The sequence below is a fragment of the Rhizobium sp. SEMIA4064 genome (assembly GCF_003025035.1).
In the GTDB taxonomy this organism is placed as follows: Bacteria; Pseudomonadota; Alphaproteobacteria; order Rhizobiales; family Rhizobiaceae; genus Rhizobium; species Rhizobium paranaense.
The window spans coordinates 423,010-444,769 of record NZ_PYJN01000013.1 but is presented as its reverse complement, the minus strand read 5'-3'; the positions used below and the strand labels follow the sequence as shown (position 1 = coordinate 444,769).

Here is a 21,760-nt window from a genome sequence, read left to right as displayed (position 1 = left end):
TTCAGCGGTCTCTATAGACCCCGAGACTTGCGCGAGCGTGGTCGATTTCAGATTTTCCGGGTCATGGAGGCGAGCGCCATGCGCATCTGCCGGCGCCATTGCGGCTGTAGGAAAGATTGCTCGAACACCTTGGCGCCCAGCGCCTGCGCGCGCTTCAGCACCGGCTCCGCCAAAACGACCGGCAGGAAAGCCGGAAACACCGCCGGCGAAATACCACCGGCAGCTCTCACCTTCGCCAGATGTTCGCGGCCGAGGCCGGCGAAAGCCTCAATGGCGGCGGAAATGCGTGCCTTGTCCTCGCCAGCGAGGAAGGCATTACGATCAAGGCCCGTTGCCGTCAAGATTTCCAACGGCAGATAGAGCTGCCCGCGGCGGCGGTGCAGCGGCATCAGCAACAGCAGCCCGGCAATCGCCTGTGCCACGCCGGCATGACCGGCGGCTTCCGCCGAGCGACGGGCATCCTCCGGCGACAGCACCAGGCTCGCGAGCTGAATCAGCGCCGACGCCGTCTCGCCGGCATAGCCTTCCAATATGCCGCGCGTTTCCATCGGGTCGTCGTAGAGATCGAAGATGCGCGCATCGATCATATCGATCAACGTTTGACGCGGCAGGCGATGCAGTTCGATCGCGGCAAGCAGCTCGGCTGCCACGGGATTGGCCGCGCTCGACCCATGCGCCTGCCCCTCGAGCAAATCGCGCCAATATTGCATGCGCACTTCGCCCGGCAATGGCTCGTGCACGAGATCGCGGATGCGCGCCAGCTCGGCATTGAAGGCGTAGAGTGCGGCGAGTGCGCCACGCTTATCCTCCGGTGCCAGCAGGCAAGCGAGATAACGATCACGATCGGTGTCGCGAAGCGTCGCCAGGCAAAGATCCTGGTTGCTACGGGGCGCAGCTAATGTCGTCATGCCCAGTCTGATCCTCGTCAAACGGCGATCAGCGCCGCGGCCACGGCGCGCGACTCGGACAGCATGATGTTGAATGTGCGCACCGCCGCTCCCGTATTCATCGAGTCGGAAGAAATCTGCTTGGCGCGCAACACCGCCCTCAGTTCTGAAGGCAAGGGCCGCAATTCCATGCCGGTGCCGACCAGCAGCACTTCGATCTCGGCAGCTTCATCGAGCACTTTCTGGAAATGCGCCGGCGTCAGTGCATCCTCCGACGTCATGTCCCAGCCATAGATGCCCGAGGGCAGGCAGAGCAGCGATCCGCGATGTGACATATCGGCAAACCGGAAGCCGCCATTGCCATAAGCGTCGATCGGTGCGCGGCCGGGAAAATGCGCGTTCCGTATTTCTATGCCTTTTGCCACTCTGTCACACCGCTGGTTTGCCTGATTGCACGTCGTTTCCTGCCTGTCCCTTGTTTTCACCGCCAGCCTGGAATTTGTCCGGGCGCAGCTTGAAGACGATCAGGACCGGGGCCGCAATATAGATCGACGAGAAGGTGCCGACCGCGACGCCGAAGAGTAAGACGAAGGTGAAGGAGCGGATCACCTCGCCGCCGAACATAGAGAGTGCAAGCAGCGCCAGCAAAGTCGTCGCCGAGGTCAGAACCGTGCGTGACAGCGTCTGATTGATCGAGGCGTCGATGAGAATCGGTAATGGCATCTGCGAATAGCGCCTCAGATTCTCACGCATCCGGTCATAGACCACGACCGTATCGTTCAACGAATAGCCGACGATGGTCAAAAGCGCGGCAATGCCCGTCATGTTGAATTCCATGCCGGTCAGCACGAAAAGGCCGAGCGTCAGGATGACGTCATGCAGTGTGGCGACGATCGCGCCAACCGCAAACTGCCATTCGAAACGCAGCCATATATAGACGAGGATCGCAGCCAGTGCCGCTAAAACCGCAAGCGAAGCCTTCGTGCTGATTTCGCCGGAGACGGCGGGGCCGACGACCTCGACACGGGAGAAATCGTAATCCTTGCCCAGTTCGTCGCGCACGAGGGTTACGGCCGATTGTTCGGCATTCTCGCCGCCCTGCTGCGCATGCACCCGGATCACTGCACTCAGCCGATCGTCCAGCCGTTCGACCTGCACATCGCCCGGAACCACGTTCTGCAGGCGCGATTGAATATTGGCCGGATCGACAACACCCTGCTTGGCGCGAACTTCGATGATCGACCCGCCGGTAAAATCGATGCCGAGATGCATGCCGATCGTTGCGAAGGCAAGCAGGGTTGCGACCGACAGCGCCGCCGACACCGTGAATGAATAGCGGCGGATACCCATGAAGCGAATGTTCGCGCCATCGAAGATGCCGCTTCGCACACCCGCCAGCAACACGCGCGGCTTGCGATGCGAAATCCAGGCGTCGACGAGGGAGCGCGTGACGAAACAGGCGGTGAAGAAGGTGGTGAAAACGCCGGTTATCAACGTTGCGGCAAAGCCGCGAACCGCGCCGCTGCTGACATAAAAGAGGATGGCGGCGACGATGAGCACCGTGAGATTGGCGTCGGCTACGGTGGCGGCCGCCCGGTTGAAGCCATGGCGCAACGCATCGACGAGAAGATGGGTCTTCTTTTCTTCTTCCCGGACGCGCTCGTAGATCAACACATTGGCGTCAAGCGCAATGCCGATGACGAGAACGATGGCGGCAATTCCAGGCAGGGTCAGCGTGATGCCGAAAAGCCCCATGATCGCCAGAACCATGATGATGTTGATGACAAGCGCAATCGTCGCGGCAACACCGAGCAAGCCATAGAAGCCGATCATCAGCGCGGCAACGAAAATACCGGCGGCAATGCAGGCGGTGATGCCAGAGCGCATCGTTTCATTGCCGAGGCCGGGCTTGATGGTCCGCTCTTCGACCGTGGTGAGCGTCGCGGGCAAAGGCCCGGACTTCAGCATGACGGCGAGATCCTGAGCGCCCTGCGCCGTGAAATCGCCGGGTATATCGATATCGCCCGTGGTGATTGCCGTCTTCAATGCGGCCGCCGAAATGACTTGATCGTCAAGCACGACAACGACATTCTTGCCGAGATTGGCAGCCGTCGCCTGCGCAAAACGGCTGGTCGCTTCCGCCGTCAATTTGACGGAGATATTGCCGTCATTGTTCTGGGTATTGGATACCGCAACGGCATCGGCAAAGTCGATATTCGAAAGGAGGGGCTGCTTCTGGACGAGATAGCCGACCGGCGGATCATCATCGGAAAACAGCACTTCCGAACCGGCAGGCGGTCGGCCATTGATGGCATCCTGCACCTGCATGGATTGATCGACCAGACGGAAACTGAGCTGGGCAGGCTGGTTTAGAAGGTTCTTCAGGCGCTGCGGATCGGCAAGGCCAGGCACCTGAATGATGACGCGATCCGCGCCCTGCCGGCGGATCATCGGCTCGCCGACGCCCAACTGAGCGATGCGATTGCGGATGACGTTGAGCGAGCGCGTCATGGATGCGGAGACACGCTCATTGATGCCGGCATCGGTGATATCGATGGTAAGGGCACCATTGTCGCCTTGCGACAAGGTCGCTTCCGCCTTGCCGCTGGTGATTGGCTTCAGGGCGTTAACCGCCGCCTGAACCTGAGCGGGATCATTGATGCGGAGCTGGATCTTCTGGCCGGTACCGGTCAGACCGGAATAGCTGATATTGACCGTGCGCAGCCTGGCGCTGATATCGCCGACCACAGTCTCCAGTCGATTCCGGACGACATCGCCACGCTCGATCTTCAGCATGATATGCGAGCCGCCCTGAAGATCGAGTCCGAGCCCGACTTTCCGTTGCGCGAACCATGCCGGAAAAGAAGAAAGCTGCTGATCACCGAGCAGATTGGGCACGGCAAGGAGAACGCTCAAGAGAACGGCGAACCAGATCAGGACGGTCTTCCACCAGGAGACGTGCAGCATCGCTCTCTCGAGTTTTGGCTTCTTACTGCGCCCCACAACCACCGGGGCACATAAAGGCGCAGTAACACTTTGAATTTGCGCACAGTTCTCTACGAAAGTCGAATCCGATTTTCGAAACTGCGCGCTAACGTGGCAAGCCGCTTCGGCCCGCCTACCCGCCAAGCTTACGCAGCGTCAGCCTTGACAGGCTCGCCCTTGACGCGGACTTCCGAGATAGCGCTGCGGACAACGCGGATGCGGACGCCTTCGGCGATTTCGACTTCCAGTTCCTTGTCGTCGACGACCTTGGTGACCTTGCCGACGATGCCGCTCGTGACGATCTGGTCGCCGCGGCGGATATTCTTCAGGACTTCCTCACGCTTCTTCTGCTGCGCGCGTTGCGGGCGGATAAGAAGGAAATACCAAACCACCATCAGCGGCACAAACAGGATGATCATTTCAAAGCCGGAACCGCCGAAGACGCCTGCGGCTGAATCTGTCGCGCTCTGCGCATATGCGTTGGTGATAAACATCGAGAACTCCCTTGAACTCCTTGCGGGAACAGGCCCCGCGTCAGGTGGCCGGAATATAGTTGTGATCATTGCGAATGCAACAAAAACAGCCGCGAACCGTACTGTTTTCCAGGCCTCTTAGCCTTTCGGGGCCAGAAGGAGCATGGTACCCGGCAGCACAGGGAGCATTTTACTCTTTTCCCGACTAACGTTCTGGAGGAAAAACGGTGACCGAAGATCAAAACACGCTGATCCTTGCAGAAGTCCGCCGTCTCGCCGACGCGCTTGAACGCCTCGCCGGCCCGGCGCCGGCTGTCAACGATTGGAACGCCGCCGATTGCTTCGTCTGGGTACCTGCCCGGCTCTATCTGCAGCCCGTTGCCCGGCCGAACCGCGTGGCACTGACCCTTATCCGAGGCGTCGACCATGTGCGCGATATTCTACACGAGAACACGCTGCGCTTCACCGAAGGCTTCGCCGCCAACAACGTGTTGCTTTGGGGCGCGCGCGGAATGGGCAAGTCGTCGCTCGTCAAGGCCGTGCATGAGGATGTACGCCGCGCCACCGGCGTCTCGCTGAAGCTGGTCGAAGTGCATCGCGAGGACATCTCCTCATTGCCGGTGCTGCTCGATATCCTAAAAGCCGCGCCACATCGCGTCATCGTCTTCTGCGACGACCTTTCCTTCGATCACGATGATACCGCCTACAAGTCGCTGAAGGCGGCGCTGGACGGCGGTGTCGAAGGCCGGCCGGACAATGTGCTGTTCTACGCCACATCGAACCGCCGTCACCTGCTGCCTCGGCATATGATGGAAAACGAGCAATCGACGGCTATCAACCCTTCGGAGGCCGTCGAGGAAAAGGTATCGCTCTCCGATCGCTTTGGCCTCTGGCTCGGTTTCCACAAATGCAGCCAGGAAGATTATCTACAGATGATCGACGGCTATGCCGACTACTTCAAGCTCACCCTCGACCGCGCCCAGATGCACCACGAGGCGCTGGAATGGGCAACGACACGCGGCGCCCGCTCCGGGCGCGTGGCGTGGCAGTATATCCAGGATCTCGCCGGCCGGCAGCGGATCATGCTGGAGCGGGATTGACCTCCGCCTTCCAAGGCTCAGAACGACAAAAAGCCCGGTGGTAGCCGGGCTTTTTGCAGACTCCTTGAGACGCACTACCTATTCAAGGAACGTCATTGGGTTGACCGGGGCCGAATTCTTGCGGACTTCGAAGTGAAGCTGCGGCTGCTTGACATCACCGCTCATGCCGGAGGTGGCGAGCGTCTGGCCACGCTGAACCTTCTGGCCACGGGCGACGCTGAGCGCATCGGCATGGCCGTAGACCGTGACCGTACCGTCGTCGTGACGGACGAGGACGGTGTTTCCAAGTTCCTTCAGGCCGTTGCCGGCATAGATGACGACGCCGTTTTCGGCGGCCTTGATCGGCGTACCTTCCGGAACCGAGATGTCGATACCATCGTTGCGGCTGCCGTTGACGTTGGAGCCATAGCCGGCGATGACCGCGCCACGGACCGGCCAGCGATATTTGCCGATGCCGGTCGCTTCCGGTGCATCAGCCTGCACGTCGGCCTTGGCGGCGGCGTCGCCGACGGACTGGGTCGGCGCTGCGGATGCAATCGCCTGCGGCTTGGCGGCATCGGATGCCGGCGCTGCGGCCATGGCCTTGGGCGCTGCCTTTGCTGCCGGTTCTGCGGCTGCGGTCTTCGCAGCGGCGGTTTTCGCACCCGGCTTTGCGGTCGGCTCAGCAGCGGCCTGCTTCGGCTCCATAGCCGGAACGGCAACCGACTTGACAGCGGACTTCTGCGGCTCGATCGAGGCGGTTTTCACCGGATCGGGCTTGACCGGCGCGGCTTCGGCGATCGCGCCACCATGCGGCAGCTTCAGCGTCTGGCCGATACGAATGCCGCCGCCCTGCTGCATGTGATTTGCTTGCTTGAGCTCATCGACGCTGACGCCAGCGCTCTTGGCGATCCTGGCGAGCGAGTCACCCGGCTTGACGATATAGGTACCGTCGCCCTTCGGCAGCGGACCCTTGCCGTTGCCGGCAGCGAGCTTGCTGGGATCGGCGAGGCCAGCCTGTGACTTGCCGCGCATCTGGCCGTTGGAAGGTAGCACGACGGCGTCCTGCTCCGGAGTCTTGACCGGCGCCGGCATCTTGCCGCCCTTAGAAAGGTCGGTCGCTTCCGAGGCCATTTTGGCCGGGCTCGGGGCGCCTGCGCCGTTCATGGTCGGGATGATGATCTGCTGACCCGGCTGGGCGCTGGCGCTGTTCTTCAGGCCATTGGCGCGCAGGATTTCCTTTTCCGGAACGCCATAGCGGCGCGACAGCAGGTTTATGTTTTCGCCCGGACGCAGCGTGACGCTCGGCGCATTGACCGCTGTCCAGCCGGATGAAGATGCCGCGGCGGGCGCAGCCTTGATCGTGCCGGTCGGCATCGCATCAGGAGGCAGAGCCGGCTCAGCGCGGGAAACTGCTGCCTTGCCACGCGATGCGGGGAACGGCTGCGCCAGCGCTTCGGCTTCCCCCTTGGAGGCGACATGCGTGCGCACCGGCGCTGCGGAGGCAGTCGGGGCTGCAAGCTCGGTACGCTGGATCGCAACGGGAGCGGTCGATACGCGAGCACTCGAATAGGATGGATTGTACCGGGCCGGAGAATTCGGATAAGGCCGCGTAACCGGTGCGTTCTGCTGCGAGTAATCCTGCTGCTGATAGCCGCTGCCCTGAGCGAGATCGACACGCGGCACGGGATCGCCGTCCGGCCCATTCAAGCCGCGACGGTTGATCGAACCGGTCGTCACCTGATCAGGAGAGCCCGCAAAGAGCCCGCTGAAGCGCGTCGTGTCCGAACTACAAGCTGTCGCGGTGCTCGCCAGGAGAATGGCCACCAGGACTTTCCCTGCCGATTTACCGAAGTTTGACGAAAGACTGAAACCCATGACTCGACCCACTTGAGACGCAACCGATTTGTGGGTCAATTAAAGCGCGTTAATCTTACCATGCGGTTAAAGCACTGGTGCCGCATGTGTTTTTTTGAGGAATTGCTAACCATAGAAGATGAATCCCGCATTCGCAGGGATCCTTCGAAGGATTTCAATCTAAATTAGGCCTCAAAGATAAGAGGCGAGCATCGGCACGATCGGCTGATAGGGAACGTCGAACAGTTCCTCGCGCTCAAAGCGGCTGCCGGTCTTGGTGAGACGCACCATACGGCAAACATTGTCTGAAAGTATCAACGGCGCAATCATCGACCCGCCGGAAACCAGTTGCTCCGCAAAGAAGCGTGGCATGGTGGTGAAGGCCGAGGTCACCAGGATACGATCGAAGGTACCCTCACCCGGCATGCCGACGCTGCCGTCAGCCTGGCGGATGATGACGTTGCGCAGGCCGAGCGTATCCATGCGCTGCTGCGCTGCCGTCGTCAGGGTCTTGTAGCGATCGACCGTCAGTACCCGCTCGACGATGCGGCCCATGACGGCGGCAGTGAAGCCGCTGCCGGTGCCGACCTCGAGAACGCGATGGCCGGGCTTGACCTTCAGACTATGCAGAATGCGGACGACGAGATCGATGCCTTCCATGAAGGCACCGCATTCGATCGGAATCGTTCGGCTGGAATAGGCATCATCGGAAAATTGCGGCGGCACAAAAGGAAGGCGCGGCGTCTGTTCGACGGCCGTCATCAGATCGATGTCCAAAATGCCTTCGGCTCGCAGCCGCAGCACAACGGCTGCAAAGCCTTCCTTCTCGAGCAAACGAGCTGTCAATCCGCTACTCCGTACCCGAGCGCCCGCGCCACGCGGTCTTGCGCTGAATAATCCGTCAAATCGAGTTTCAAAGGAGTTACCGAAATACGATTTTGTTTCAAGGCATGGATATCGGTGCCCGGCCGAAAGATGCCGCTGCGTTCGCCGAAGCGCAACCAGTAATAGGGGAAACCACGGCCGTCTGCCCGTTCCTCGACCTGGAGGTTGAAGGCAAGATTGCCCTGCGCAGTGACCTCGGTGCCCGAAACTTCGTCCGGCCGGCAGTTCGGGAAGTTCAGATTGAGAAAGGTACTATCGGGCAAATCAATATCGATGAGCTTGCCGAGAAGCGCCGGCGCATACGCCTCGACCACTTCCCAGGGAACGACGCGTGTCCCATTCTCGTACACATAGGCCTGGCTTAGCGCGAAGGAGCGCACGCCCTGCAACGTGCCTTCGATGGCGCCGGCAATAGTGCCCGAATAGGTGACGTCGTCGGCAACATTGGAGCCGGAATTGACGCCCGAGAGCACCAGGTCCGGCTTGATATCCATAACCTGACGGATGCCCATGATGACGCAATCCGTCGGCGTACCGCGCAAAGCATATTGCTTGTCGGAGACTTTGCGCAAGCGCAACGGTTCGGAAAGGCTCAGCGAATGGGCAAGGCCGCTTTGATCCGTCTCCGGCGCAACGATCCAGACGTCATCGGACATGGTGCGGGCGATGCGCTCCAACACGGCCAATCCTTCGGCATGAATGCCGTCGTCATTGGTCAGAAGTATCCGCATTGCCCCCACCGCTCAAAACATGACCTCGAAAAGTGCGAAGCGGTTTTCGGACAAGATCATGTCACGTCAAATCAGGCTGCGCGCTCGATTCTCTTCAGACCACCCATATATGGCAGCAGTGCGTCCGGAACAGTGACCGAACCATCCTCGTTGAGATAATTCTCGACGACTGCGATCAGGCAGCGGCCGACGGCGGTGCCGGAACCGTTCAGCGTGTGCACGAATTTCGTGCCCTTGTCGTCCTTACCGCGATAGCGGGCGTTCATACGTCGCGCCTGGAAATCGCCGCAGACCGAGCAGGAGGAAATCTCGCGATAGGTGTCCTGCCCCGGCAGCCAGACTTCCAGGTCGTAGGTCTTGCGGGCGCCGAAACCCATATCGCCGGTCGAGAGCGTCATGACACGGTAATGCAGGCCAAGGCGCTTCAGCACTTCCTCGGCGCAGGCGGTCATGCGCTCGTGTTCGGCAATCGAGCTTTCGGCATCGGTGATGGAGACGAGTTCGCATTTCCAGAACTGGTGCTGACGCAGCATGCCGCGTGTATCGCGGCCGGCCGAACCCGCTTCTGACCGGAAGGACGGGGTCAGCGCGGTGAAGCGCAATGGCAGCTTCTCCTGATCGAGGATTTCGCCGGAGACGAGATTGGTCAGCGTCACTTCGGCGGTCGGAATCAACCAGCGGCCATCCGTGGTCTTGAACAGGTCTTCGGCGAATTTCGGCAATTGGCCGGTGCCGAACATGGCCTCGTCGCGCACCATCAGTGGAGAGCTGACTTCGGTGTAGCCGTGTTCACCCGTATGAAGATCCAGCATGAATTGGCCGAGCGCCCGTTCCAGGCGCGCAAGCTGCGAGGTCAGCACAGTGAAACGTGAGCCGGAGAGCTTGGCAGCGCGCTCGAAATCCATGTAGCCGAGCTCTTCGCCGATCTCGAAGTGTTCCTTCGGCTTGTGATTCCAGGTCGGCTTGGCGCCCCAGGCATGCTTGACGACATTGTCATGTTCGTCCTTGCCGACCGGCACGTCATCGAGCGGAATATTGGGAATGCGCGACAGGGCGTCGTTGAGTTCGGCCGTCAGAACGCGCTCTTCTTCTTCCGCTGCCGGCAGCAACGTCTTGATCTCGGCGACTTCGGCCTTCAGCTTTTCGGCAAGCTCGGTGTTCTTCTGCGCCATGGCCGCGCCGATTTCCTTCGAAGCGGCGTTGCGGCGAGACTGCATATCCTGGACGGATTGAATGACGGAGCGGCGCTTCTCGTCGAGCGCAATGAGGCTTTGCGACAAAGGCTCGGCCCCGCGCTTGGCAAGCGCTGCATCCAAAGCCTCGGCATTCTCACGAATCCATTTGATATCAAGCATCGTCGTTCCAGGTCGTTGCACATGAGCATAGCTCCGACCGAGATTTCGGTCGGAGATCGAACCGGCAAAACCCTATGAAAAGACGATGCAGACCTGCCGCTCAGACACTATCCGTCTTGGCGACATCGGACCTTTCGCCACTCTCCTCGAGAGCTTGCCGGGCACGCTGGCGTTCCACGAGTCGCGCCGCGTAGATGGAAATCTCGTAGAGAAGGATTGTCGGCAGTGCAAGGCCGATCTGGGACATCGGATCCGGCGGCGTCAGCACCGCGGCAACGATGAAGGCGAAGACGATCGCGAACTTGCGCTTTTGCGCCAGCCACTGCGAGGTCAGCAGGCCAACGCGCGCCAGCAGCGTGGTGATGACCGGAAGCTGGAAGACGAGACCGAAGGAGAAAACCAGCGTCATAATGAGGCTGAGGTATTCCGAGACCTTCGGCAACAGCGCAATGCCCACCTGACCCTCGGCCGGCGCCTGCTGCATCTTCAGGAAGAACCACATCACCATCGGGGTGAAGAAGAAGTAGACGAGCGCTGCGCCCATCAGAAACAGAATCGGCGATGCGATCAGGAACGGCAGGAAGGCAGAACGCTCATTCTTGTAGAGCCCGGGCGCAACGAACTTATAGATCTGTGCGGCGATGATCGGGAAAGAGATCACTAGCGCACCGAACATGGCGACCTTCACCTGCGTGAAGAAAAACTCCTGCGGCGCGGTATAGATCAGCTCGGCCTTGGTGACATCGAGATGCGCCCAGACGACAGCCCATTTATAGGGGTAGACCAGATAGTTGAAGAGATGCTTGGCAAAGGCAAAACATCCGATGAAGGCAATGAAAAACGCCACCAGCGACCAGATCAGCCGCGTGCGCAATTCCATGAGGTGTTCGATAAGCGGCTGCGGCTTATCGTCGATATCACCCGTCATGCCTGGTCCTTCTTCTTAGGCGTTGTTTTGCTCGCCGTCGGGCGCTTCCTGGGAGCTACAGCGGCGGCAGCAGGAGCATCGACAGTGGCCGCCGCGACCACCTTGCGGGGCGCACGCTTCGGCTTTTCCGCGACAACCGAGGTGTCCACCACCGCAGCGGCGACCTCGTCGGTCTTGCCCGGCGCTTTTGCCCGAGGCTTGCGAACGGTTTTCGGCTTGGCAGGTGCTTGTTCAGCAACGACGACCGGTTGCGGCGGCGTCACCGAAGCTGGCGAAGCAACCGGCGCTGCCTCACTGGCTGCGGGAATGATCGGAGGCATTTCCGGCAGCCCCATTGATGGCTCGGAAACGGGCTCCCCCGGCGTCGATGTTGCCGCAGCAGGCGTCGAACGCTGCAGGTCGGCCTTGATCTCGTTGCCCATCTGCCGCAGCGGGTTCATTGCTTCCCGCAATGAATTGACCGGATTGAGCTTTTGAGCATCGGAGATCGTCTGGCGCACATCGTCCAGCTCCGCCTCGCGCATGGCCTCATCGAATTGTGCACGGAACTCGCCCGCCACTTTTCGCGCCCGCGACGTCATCTTGCCGATTGTCCGCAGCGTTGTCGGCAGTTCCTTAGGGCCAATGACCACAAGCGCCACGACAGCGATAACCAGCAGCTCAGACCAGCCTACGTCGAACATGAAAAGGCTCCTGGGCCGACAGCGAGCATTTCAGCTCCCTGCGTGCCCGACATGATTATTTCGATTCGTCGGCCTTGTGTTCAACCGTGCGGGACGTCGTCTGAGTTGGCGTCTCATCCTCGTCGCTCATGCCTTTTTTGAAGCTCTTGATGCCCTTGGCTACGTCACCCATCAGCTCCGGGATCTTTCCACGGCCGAACAACAACAGCGCGATGGCCAGGACAATCAGCCAGTGCCATATGCTTAGAGAACCCATTGCGATAACTCCCAATTTCAACGTCTTCCCGATGTAAGACGTTTACAGATGTTTTTCAAACACCAAAATGTACTGCATCGGCGCATATGGGGATAGCGAACGCCAAAGCCACGGCCGAGCATCCCCAACTGAAGAGAACGACTTTCATATTAGTCTCTTCTAATGGCAAAACCGAGACTTGACATTACTGCCTGGAAAAAAGCTTTACCGCAGCCGATCGGCCCGTGGATGTGCTGGCAATGCCCGCTTCAGTCGTCCGAAGCGCCGCCTGGCGCCAGGAGACCGAGTTCCTCCAGATCCAGTTGCGTGATCGGATCTTCGTCCTCGGTCAATTCGTCGCTCATCAATGGCGACGGAATATTGAAATTGGCGGGAATACGGCCCGAAAGCAGCCCTGCCCCCTTCAATTCCTCGAGACCCGGCAGGTCGCGCAGCTCTTCCAGACCGAAATGATCGAGAAAATCTCGTGTCGTACCCAGCGTCACCGGCCGGCCCGGCGTGCGCCGCCGGCCGCGAAAGCGCACCCAGCCGGATTCCATCAGCACGTCCAGCGTCCCCTTTGACGTCTGGACGCCTCTGATATCTTCGATCTCGGCGCGCGTCACCGGCTGGTGATAGGCAATGATGGCCAGGACTTCGAGCGCGGCACGCGAGAGCTTCCGCACCTCATTGTCATCGCGGCGGATGACGAAGGAAAGATCGGCGGCGGTGCGAAACGCCCAGGCGCCGTCGATCTGTATCAGATTGACGCCACGGCTCGCGTAATCAGCCTTCAGACGCTGCATGATGGAGTGGACATCGACGCCGCGCGGGACGCGATCAGCGATGAAGCCTTCGGACACCGGCTGGGCGGACGCGAAGACAAGGGCCTCTGCGATGCGTTCGGCCTCACGGAAAAGGCCGGTGTCATCGTCCCGCACTGCCGGTGCAGCCGGTTCATCGTCCATGCGGTGATCGTCGTCCGGGCCGCTCACATTCGCTCCTGTTTTATTCCGCCGCCTCGAGTTCAGCATGGTTCGGTCCGCGCCGCATATAAAGCGGCTGAAACGCGCCGTCCTGGCGAATTTCCAGCTTACCCTCGCGCACGAGCTCCAGAGAGGCCGCAAAGGCGCTCGCGATGGCGGTAACCCGCTCGCTCGCGCTGGTCATATAGCGCAGCAGATAGTGTTCCAAGGCCGTCCAATCGGTGATCTCACCGATCATGCGGCTGAGAATCGTGCGGGCATCGACCAGCGACCAGACGCGGCGGCGCTCGATCGTCACCTGCGTGATCGCCTGACGCTGGCGCAGGCCAGCATAGGCGGTCAGCAGATCGTAGAGGCTGGCGTCATAGGCCGATTGGCGACGGTCGGGGATATGTTCGGGCGCTCCGCGGGCGAAGACGTCGCGGCCGAGACGATTGCGGTTGACGAGGCCAGTCGCCGCATCCCGCATGGCTTCGAGACGCTTCAGCCGGAAAGCGAGCGTCGCGGCCATTTCTTCGCCGGTCGGACCGTCTTCCTTGCTCTGCTGCGGAATGAGCAGCTTCGACTTGAGATAGGCGAGCCAGGCAGCCATGACGAGATAATCGGCCGCAAGCTCAATCCGGATCCGGCGGGCACGTTCAATGAACAACAGATATTGCTCGGCAAGCGCCAGCACGGAGATGCGCGACAGATCGACCTTTTGATTGCGGGCAAGATGCAGCAGAAGGTCGAGCGGGCCTTCGAAGCCGGCAATATCGACCACCAGCGCCGGCTCATGCATGCCGCGCTCGGTGCCATTGTCCTGCCACAGCTTGTCCATCGGCGCTTGCGCATGCAGGCTCTTTTCCGTGCCGTCCACCTTGTTCACCCGTCAGATCCCTGGAGTTCGGTCCTATGCCACTGCAAACATCGCGTCGAATTCGGCGCGGATCGAAGCCTCGTCGGCGCCGTCATTGCGGCCAAAAGCCGCCTCGACCGCTTTCGCGCGCGAAAGCGAGGTGCCGGTCAATGCCGGAACATTGCGCACCACCTGCCGCATCTCATCCATGACGCCGTTGCAATGCAGCACGATATCGCATCCGCCCGCAACAATATTCGCCGCACGCTCGCCGATTGTGCCGGCAAGAGCGTTCATCGAGGTATCGTCGGAGAGCAGCAGCCCCTGGAAGCCGATATGGCCGCGGATGATCTCGTCGATGACCTTGCGCGACGTGGTCGCCGGATTAGTGGGGTCGATATCGGTAAAGACGACATGGCAGGTCATTGCCATCAGTTCGTCCTTAAGCGCCACAAAAGGCGGAAAATCATGCGCCTCCAGCTCCGCGCGCGAGACCGTGACGACCGGCAATTCATGATGCGAATCGGCAAAACCACGGCCATGGCCCGGCATGTGCTTCATCACCGGCAGCACGCCGCCGGCCTTGAGCCCTTCGGCGGCAGCGCGTCCCATCTCCGTCACCGTCACGGGATCGCCGCCATAGGCGCGATTGCCGATGACGTTGCTCGATCCTTCGACCGGGACATCAAGCACCGGCAGGCAATCAACGTTGATGCCGAACTTCAGGAGATCGAAAGCATGCAGCCGCGACATCAGCCAGGCGGCGCGCAGGCCCTGTTCGCGGTTCTGGCTATAGATATCGCCCAGCGCCTGACCGGACGGATAGTGCGGTAGGATCGGCGGGCGGATGCGCTGCACCCTGCCCCCTTCCTGGTCGATCAACACCGGCGCATCGCGGCCGACGCTGTCGCGCAACGAAGCGACGAGATCGGCGATCTGCGCAGGCTCGGAAATGTTGCGTCCAAAGAGAATAAAGCCCCATGGCTGTTCCGACTGATAGAAGGAACGCTCTTCGGGCGTGATGGAATGGCCGCTACAGCCGAGGATCATGGATTTTGATTCGGTCATGTTCGAATCATAAAGGCCGCCCCGCGAAATGCGAATAACCTCAAACCGAGATACACAAAAGAAAACGGCGAGCCTTAGCCCGCCGTTTTCCACAATCGTTCGGCCTTGATCTCTTACTTCGAGATCAGGCAGGTGCCGCCTGCGGCGCGGTAACGCTGGCAGATGTCGGCAGCTTCATCCTTGGAGCCGGCGACGACGCGGACGCGATAGTAGGTGCCTTTCCCGGCGATATCGGCTTTACGAATTTCGAGCGGGTGGCCACCGATAACGCTGGCGAACTTGGTCTTCAGGTTGGCCTGCGACTTCTGCGCTTCCGCCTCGGAAGGCAGCGAAGCGATCTGCACGCCGTAAGCACCACCGGCACTTGCCGATGCAGCCGGAGCCGGCTGGGCCGCAGCCGGGGTCGCCGATGCGACCTGCTGAGGCTTCGGTTGAGCCGGAGCCGGGCGAGCGGCGGCATTATTCGTGGCAACGGCAGGGGCAGCCGCGGGAGCCTTGGCGGGCTGCTGTGCCGGACGCGATGTGGGAACCGGAGTGGTCTTCACAACACGGATCGGCGTGCTTTCGGCACTGGCCGCATCGCCATCGTCCGACTGAGCAGCGGCCGGTTGCGAGGCCTGCGTGTCTGCCGTCGACGGGCGAAGATCGGCGGAAGCGACCTGACTACCGACCGGCGGTTTTACGGCGGGCGTCTTCGGTGTCGAAGCCGGAGACGCTGCCGTCGTCGTATTGTCGACAGCCGGCTCCTCACGAGCAACCAGCGAGCCATCCGGCTTGACGATCATCGTGCGCACCTTGCGCGGCGACACCGAGGGGACCTGGGCGTCGTCGTTGGCGGCAGTGTTGGCATTGTTGCCGTTCTGGTTCGGCAGCAGCCTCGGATCCTCGGTTTCGCCGACCGGCGTCGGAGTGACCTGATCTTCGCTGCCATCGTCAGGCGACACGGATTCGGGGATCAAGGTCTTCTGGACGACATCTACCGGCTGTTCGTTGGAGGAAACCAGTTCCTTCTGCTTCGGCGCAGCAGTGCTGTCGCCGGCTACGCGGTCGTAAACAGCCTTGTCCTGATTGGGAACAACCGTGCCGCCTGGATTTTCCGGAGCGACCTTGACCGGATCGGCATCGGCCGTGATGACGCGCGGCTCGCCGGAGAAGCTCGAAATCGGCGAACCGTGACGAACCCAGCCGTAGACGCCGTAGGCGCCGAGACCCAGAACAGCGATGACCGCAGCGGCGGTCGCCATGCCACGGAACGAACGCGCCGGACGACGGCCGGCTACAGCCGCCGGGTTCAGCGTCATGCGGGCGACGTTGTCGACCGGATTGGAGGCTTCACGGTAGCTGCGGCGGAAGTCCTCTTCCAACGCCCGTTCGAACTCGTCGAACTCTTCGGCAGGCTGTTTGGCCGTCGGAGCGGGTTTTGCAGCCGCATTCTTGGACCAGGATGGAGTCGTCGTGCTGCCCAGGGCCGCGGCTACAGCCGGCTTGATCGGCTCGGGAGCAACTTCCTTGGCGGGCGAGCCAAATAGGCTTGCCATCTCCGAATCGATGTCGAAATCATATTCCGGCGGCACCACGATCGGCTCTTCCGGCTCGACCGGCGGCAGGTTCGGAACATGGGAGCCTTCGAAATTCTCGACGCGCTCTTCGGTATCGGAGATTTCGGACGGATCGAACGGCAGGGCCTGATCGGCATCGAGAACAGGCACGGCCTTGCGCGTCACCGGCGCTGCGGCAACGGCAGCCGGCGGAGCCGTATGCTGCGGAGCCGGCTCTGGGCGCGGGGATTGCATGAGGCTGGGCGCAGCCGCTGCGGCAGTCATTGCGGCGGCCGTGGCGACGGGAGCCGCTAGAGGCGCAGCCATCGGCGTCGCCCGAGAGACAACTGGAGCAGGCTGCGGCGCGGCCATGGGAGCAGGCGCCGGCTGCGGGATCGGAGCAGACTTGCTCGTTTCGGCGAAATCGAGCTCGGCGAGCTCCATCTCGATATCCGCGAGGTCGAACTCGAAGTCCTGGCCGGCGAAGGGATCGTCGGCTTCCAGAGCGATCGGTTTCGGCTCTTCGCGCTGCGGAGCCGAAACAACGGGAGCAGTCACTACTGCAGCGGGGACGTGCACAGGTGCTGCCGGCGCCTTGGGCTGCAGGTCGAAAATATCGAAGCTCGGTTCAACCTTCGCTTCCGGTGCGACGCCTCTGGCAGGAACCGGATAGCGGTCGACATCGGCCAGCAGATCGTCGATTTCAGCAGAAAGAGCCGCAGCATCCATCGGGACCGGCGCGACGGGCTCCGGCGCCTTGGCGAACGGTACGTCCGGTTGAGCCGCGACTGGCTGGGACTGAGGGGCGTCCAGCATCATCGGCAGATCGAAATCGAGCGCCGTTTCGATGGGTGATTGCGCCTGGACAAGAGGCGGCGCGACCGGAGCTTGCGCCACAGGCTTTGCTTGCGCCGGAGCCGCGACGGTGAAATTGGCAATCGGCAGCCGCACGGTGGCGGCAGCGGACTGCGGCGTCGGCGCAGGCTTTGGAGCCGGAGCTACCGCCTGCGGGGCCGGAACAGGCTGCGGAGCCGGTGCGGGCTGCAAGGCCGGCGCGATCGACATTTCGAGTTCGTCGATCAGATCGCGTGCACCGACCACTGGCTTGGCTGGAGCCACGGCCTGTGGCAACTCGACAAACTGGGGTTCCGTGCGCGCCGGCTCTACCGGATGCGAGAGCTGAGCTTCGCCGGCAAAAGGCTGATCTTCCGGCGAAACCGGAATGTCATCAGCAGGACTCAAACGAGGCGCATCATAGCGTTCGAATTCTCGCAAGAGTTCATCTTCGAGATCGAAGGCCGGCTCTTGTCGCTGAGTTGCGGGCGCCGCCTGCGCGGCAGGCCGCGGCTCGAAACCGACGATGCGGGCGAGTTCGGCAAGCGGATCATCATCCGCAAAGAACTCGTCGTTTCCGCTTGCGCGATACGCCAACTGTTTTTCTGCCATCACCCAATCCACTCGCAAACGCTACAGATAAATGCCAGCGCAATGTGGGTAAATGGTGACGTTTATCGCATTTCATCCGGTGCTGCGGTCCCGGTTATACCAAGACCTGACTTCAAAACCGACGCGACAGCGTGCACCAGCCCAAGTCTGGCAATGCTTAATTCTCGGTTCTTATCGTTAACAAATCGTAATTCAGGTAAATCTTTACCTTTATTCCAATGTCCGTGGAAGGAACTTGCCAGATCGTAAAGATAAAAAGCGATGCGGTGAGGCTCCTGCGACTGAGCTGCAGCCTCGACGATTCGCGGGAATTCCGCAATCTTCGCAATCAACTGTAATTCGGCCGGATCGGAGATCGTGCCGCTGACCGCTTTTGCCAGATCGAGCGAGGCAATATCGAGATCCGGGAAGGCTTCCTTAGCCTGCCGGAAGACCGACATGCAGCGCGCATGGGCATATTGCACGTAGAAGACCGGATTGTCCCTGGACTGTTCCGTCACCTTGGCGAAGTCGAAGTCCAAGGGCTCTGAATTTTTCCGGTACAGCATCATGAACCGCACGGAATCACGGCCGACCTCTTCGACGACATCACGCAGCGTGACGAAATCGCCGGAGCGCTTCGACATCTTCACTGGCTCGCCGTTGCGGAACAGCTTGACGAGCTGGCACAGCAGCACCGTCAGCTTCGCCTGACCATCCGAGACCCCGCGCGCCACGGCTTCCAGCCGCTTGACGTAGCCGCCATGGTCGGCGCCGAGAATATAGATCATCTCGTTGAAGCCGCGGTCGAACTTATTCTTGAAGTAAGCGACATCGGCGGCGAAATAGGTATAGGAACCATCCGACTTGATCAGCGGCCGGTCGATATCGTCACCCACTTCCGTCGAACGGAACAGGGTCTGCTCGCGGTCTTCCCAATCTTCCGGCAACTGTCCCTTCGGCGGCGGCAGCGCACCCTTGTAGACATATCCCTTAAAGGTCAGGTCGTTGATCGCAGTGCGGATCAGGGCCGCGCCATTGGCGTGCAACGTCCTCTCGGAGAAGAAGACGTCATGATGGACGTTCAACGCTTCCAGGTCAGAACGGATCATCGCCATCATCGCATCGATGGCACGCTCCTTGATGATCGGCAGCCACTGGTCTTCCGGCATGCCCCGAAGCTTGGTGCCGAATTCCTTCGCCAGCGCTTCACCGACCGGAACAAGATAGTCGCCGGGATAAAGGCCCGCCGGGATGTCGCCGACCTGCTCGCCGAGTGCCTCGCGGTAACGGAGGAAGACCGAGCGCGCCAGCACGTCGATCTGCGAACCGGCGTCGTTGATGTAATATTCCTTGGTGACATCATAGCCGGCAAAACCGAGCAGATTCGCCAGCGCATCGCCGACGACGGCGCCGCGGCAATGGCCGACATGCATCGGCCCCGTCGGATTGGCGGAGACATATTCGACATTGACCTTCTGGCCGGCACCAAGGGTCGAGCGCCCGAAATTCTGGCCTTCGGAGATCATCGTCGCCAGCAGGCGCTGCCAATAACCGACCGAAAGGCGAATATTGATGAAGCCTGGGCCGGCTACCGAAACCTCGGCAACATCGGCATCTTCTTTCAGCTTGGTGATGATGATCTCAGCGAGCGCGCGCGGATTCGTGCCGAGCGGCTTCGACAGCACCATGGCCGCATTGGTGGCGACATCGCCATGGCTAGCGTCTCGCGGCGGCTCCACGCCGACACGTCCGAAGTCGAGTTCGGATCGCTTTTCTTTCACAATATCAATTTGTTCCAGAGCGTTCTTAATTCTGACTTCGAAATCGGTGAAAAGGTTCATCATATTGTCCACGCATAGCTTGGGCGGGCCCTGTCGGCCCGACGCCGCCGCTGCCTACCGCAAATCGGGAGTCTGGTCAAACAAACGCCTGTGGGCACTGATGGCATAGGTATCGGTCATGCCGGCCAGGTAGTCGCCGACATGACGGGCCTTGGCGGCAACGGCGAGGCCGGCAATATGGTCTACCCAATAGTGGCTCTGCATCTCCTGCGGATTGCCCATATAGGCTTGGAACAGATCAGTGACGATCTGCGCGGCACCGGCGCGGATGCGCATGATATCCGGATGGCGGTAGATGCGCTTGAAGAGCATCTGCTTGATCTGCTTGTCCGTCTCGGCCATTTCCGCAGAGAAGGTGGCGATGATGCGGCCGGCGGCGCGGATATCGGCAACGCTGCCCGGTCTGATCTCGCTGAGCGCTTGTTGCGAAACGGAGATCACGTCCTCCACCATGCGGGTGATTTGCCGGCGCATGATCTCATGGGTGAAGCGGCTCGGCTCCAGATGCGGATAGAGCGCCCTCACCTCGGCCATCAGCGCCGAAAGAAATGGAATTTCCTCCAGCATATCGAAGTTCAGATAGCCGGAGCGCAGGCCGTCATCGATGTCATGCGTATTGTAAGCGATGTCGTCGGCGATCGCCGCGACCTGGGCCTCGAGGCTGGCAAAAGTCGCGATTTCCAGATCGTGGATTTCGCAATAATCGAGAATCGGTTGCGGCACCGGGCCGCGCGTTCCCTGGCCATCTGATGTCAGCAGCGGACCGTTGTGCTTGACCAGTCCTTCCAATGTCTCCCAGGTGAGGTTCAAGCCATCGAATTCGGCGTAACGCCGCTCGAGCTTAGTCACGATCCGCAGCGATTGCGCATTGTGGTCGAAGCCGCCATAGGGCAGCAGCACCTCGTGCAGCGCGTCTTCGCCGGTATGGCCGAAGGGGGTGTGGCCAAAATCGTGGACGAGCGCCACGCCTTCGGCGAGATCCTCATCGAGCTTCAGTGCGCGCGCCAAGGCGCGGGCAATCTGCGCCACCTCGATAGTATGCGTCAGACGCGTACGGTAGTGATCGCCATCCTGCGCGATGAAGACCTGCGTCTTGTGCTTCAGCCGCCGGAAAGCGGTCGTATGGACGATGCGGTCGCGGTCGCGTTGGAAATCGGAACGCGTCGGGCTCGACCCCTCTTCGTAAAGCCGTCCACGCGATTCCCTGGGATCGGTCGCATAGATAGCCCGCTCACCATAACCGAAACCCAATGCATGCCTGTCGATCGTCATTATCCATCCATTCCGGCTTCAGAACGCCGCATTCGATTGAACGCGCAAAGGCCGCTCCATTCCCTCTAATCCAAAGCATCGTCTCCGCATTTTGATGATGCCATTCCAATACGGGATGCTCTGGCCCATTGACGCCGCTTTACGGCCTTCATACCTATACCGGAGAGAAACAGCAAAATGGCGCATGGCTCAACCCTATAACCATAGCTGTCACCGAGCGCACTTTCATGATAAAGGCTATGGATATCAGCCGTTTGAAAGTCGGACGGCCCATTGGTTCTCTCCGGATCTTGACCCCGGCAGGAGGAAGGCATGACTGAGACAAGTGTAACTCTATCGGACGCAGCGGCAAAGCGAATCGCCGCGATCGTCAGCGCCGAGGCCGGCAAGCGAGCGCTCCGCGTCGCCGTCGAAGGTGGCGGCTGCTCCGGATTCTCCTATAAATTCGATCTTGTCGACGGACCACAAGACGATGATATCGTTGTCAAAAAAGACAACGCTACGGTCCTGATCGACCAATTGTCGCTGGTTTACATGGCGGGCTCCGAGATCGACTTCGTCGACAATCTGCTTGGCCAGTCCTTTCAGATCAAGAATCCGAATGCGGTCGCAAGCTGCGGCTGCGGCACGAGTTTTTCGATCTAAGGCTCCTGTTTTTCCAACGATGAATCACCGGCCGGAAGCTGTTGCT

The 21,760-nt window shown here is 60.6% G+C and carries 19 protein-coding genes; 2 read left to right on the top strand and 17 right to left on the bottom strand.

All coding sequences use genetic code 11. The annotated features are described in order from the left end of the window. Positions 1-47 precede the first annotated feature (47 nt). The 4 genes from C9E91_RS08710 to yajC all read right to left on the bottom strand — a co-directional run bounded on the left by C9E91_RS08710 (position 48) and on the right by yajC (position 4,366). A complete protein-coding gene (locus C9E91_RS08710) occupies positions 48-908 on the bottom strand; it encodes a phytoene/squalene synthase family protein (protein WP_107107894.1) in 861 nt (286 codons plus the stop codon). Positions 909-925: 17 nt separating this feature from the next. Continuing rightward, positions 926-1,312 carry an Mth938-like domain-containing protein gene (locus C9E91_RS08705; RefSeq protein ID WP_107107893.1) on the bottom strand — a complete coding sequence of 129 codons (387 nt, stop codon included), beginning with the start codon at positions 1,310-1,312 and terminating at the stop codon, positions 926-928. 4 nt (positions 1,313-1,316) lie between these two features. After that, positions 1,317-3,854, bottom strand: a complete 2,538-nt coding sequence (secDF, locus tag C9E91_RS08700; RefSeq protein WP_107107892.1) for a protein translocase subunit SecDF — start codon at positions 3,852-3,854, stop codon at positions 1,317-1,319. Between the two features lie 164 nt (positions 3,855-4,018). Next, the gene (gene yajC / locus C9E91_RS08695) at positions 4,019-4,366 is read right to left on the bottom strand and encodes a preprotein translocase subunit YajC (protein ID WP_107107891.1); all 348 of its coding nucleotides are present in this window, start codon (positions 4,364-4,366) and stop codon (positions 4,019-4,021) included. A gap of 206 nt (positions 4,367-4,572) precedes the next feature. Here yajC and C9E91_RS08690 point away from each other — a divergent pair, with 206 nt between their 5' ends. Further along, positions 4,573-5,445: an ATP-binding protein gene (locus tag C9E91_RS08690; RefSeq protein WP_107107890.1), complete on the top strand. Its 873-nt coding sequence runs from the start codon at positions 4,573-4,575 to the stop codon at positions 5,443-5,445. 78 nt (positions 5,446-5,523) lie between these two features. Here C9E91_RS08690 and C9E91_RS08685 read toward each other — a convergent pair whose 3' ends face one another. The 13 genes from C9E91_RS08685 to C9E91_RS08625 all read right to left on the bottom strand — a co-directional run bounded on the left by C9E91_RS08685 (position 5,524) and on the right by C9E91_RS08625 (position 21,069). Then, positions 5,524-7,302, bottom strand: a complete 1,779-nt coding sequence (locus tag C9E91_RS08685) for a LysM peptidoglycan-binding domain-containing M23 family metallopeptidase (protein ID WP_107107889.1) — start codon at positions 7,300-7,302, stop codon at positions 5,524-5,526. A gap of 171 nt (positions 7,303-7,473) precedes the next feature. Further along, on the bottom strand, positions 7,474-8,127 hold the full coding sequence (locus C9E91_RS08680; RefSeq protein WP_107107888.1) for a protein-L-isoaspartate(D-aspartate) O-methyltransferase: 654 nt from the start codon (positions 8,125-8,127) through the stop codon (positions 7,474-7,476). Next, positions 8,124-8,897 carry a 5'/3'-nucleotidase SurE gene (surE, locus tag C9E91_RS08675; protein ID WP_107107887.1) on the bottom strand — a complete coding sequence of 258 codons (774 nt, stop codon included), beginning with the start codon at positions 8,895-8,897 and terminating at the stop codon, positions 8,124-8,126. Before surE ends, C9E91_RS08680 begins: the two co-directional genes overlap by 4 nt. Before the next feature lie 71 nt (positions 8,898-8,968). Then, entirely contained in the window at positions 8,969-10,252 is a 1,284-nt protein-coding gene (serS, locus tag C9E91_RS08670) for a serine--tRNA ligase (protein WP_107107886.1), read from the bottom strand. A gap of 100 nt (positions 10,253-10,352) precedes the next feature. Further along, on the bottom strand, positions 10,353-11,180 hold the full coding sequence (gene tatC / locus C9E91_RS08665) for a twin-arginine translocase subunit TatC (RefSeq protein ID WP_107107885.1): 828 nt from the start codon (positions 11,178-11,180) through the stop codon (positions 10,353-10,355). Continuing rightward, a complete protein-coding gene (gene tatB / locus C9E91_RS08660) occupies positions 11,177-11,863 on the bottom strand; it encodes a Sec-independent protein translocase protein TatB (RefSeq protein ID WP_107107884.1) in 687 nt (228 codons plus the stop codon). Before tatB ends, tatC begins: the two co-directional genes overlap by 4 nt. 55 nt (positions 11,864-11,918) lie before the next feature. Next, positions 11,919-12,119, bottom strand: a complete 201-nt coding sequence (locus C9E91_RS08655) for a twin-arginine translocase TatA/TatE family subunit (protein ID WP_107107883.1) — start codon at positions 12,117-12,119, stop codon at positions 11,919-11,921. 248 nt (positions 12,120-12,367) lie between these two features. Next, positions 12,368-13,066, bottom strand: a complete 699-nt coding sequence (gene scpB / locus C9E91_RS08650) for an SMC-Scp complex subunit ScpB (RefSeq protein ID WP_107108134.1) — start codon at positions 13,064-13,066, stop codon at positions 12,368-12,370. 40 nt (positions 13,067-13,106) lie between these two features. Further along, a complete protein-coding gene (locus C9E91_RS08645) occupies positions 13,107-13,952 on the bottom strand; it encodes a segregation and condensation protein A (RefSeq protein WP_107107882.1) in 846 nt (281 codons plus the stop codon). 24 nt (positions 13,953-13,976) lie between these two features. Then, positions 13,977-14,990: a beta-N-acetylhexosaminidase gene (gene nagZ, locus C9E91_RS08640; protein WP_107107881.1), complete on the bottom strand. Its 1,014-nt coding sequence runs from the start codon at positions 14,988-14,990 to the stop codon at positions 13,977-13,979. 113 nt (positions 14,991-15,103) lie between these two features. Then, complete coding sequence (locus C9E91_RS08635; RefSeq protein ID WP_107107880.1) at positions 15,104-17,974, bottom strand: SPOR domain-containing protein; 2,871 nt, start codon at positions 17,972-17,974, stop codon at positions 15,104-15,106. 62 nt (positions 17,975-18,036) lie between these two features. Further along, positions 18,037-19,797: an arginine--tRNA ligase gene (gene argS / locus C9E91_RS08630; protein ID WP_107107879.1), complete on the bottom strand. Its 1,761-nt coding sequence runs from the start codon at positions 19,795-19,797 to the stop codon at positions 18,037-18,039. A 54-nt stretch (positions 19,798-19,851) separates the two neighbouring features. Beyond that, complete coding sequence (locus C9E91_RS08625; RefSeq protein ID WP_107107878.1) at positions 19,852-21,069, bottom strand: deoxyguanosinetriphosphate triphosphohydrolase; 1,218 nt, start codon at positions 21,067-21,069, stop codon at positions 19,852-19,854. 312 nt (positions 21,070-21,381) lie between these two features. Here C9E91_RS08625 and erpA point away from each other — a divergent pair, with 312 nt between their 5' ends. Further along, entirely contained in the window at positions 21,382-21,714 is a 333-nt protein-coding gene (gene erpA, locus C9E91_RS08620; protein ID WP_107107877.1) for an iron-sulfur cluster insertion protein ErpA, read from the top strand. The last annotated feature ends 46 nt before the right edge of the window (positions 21,715-21,760 follow it).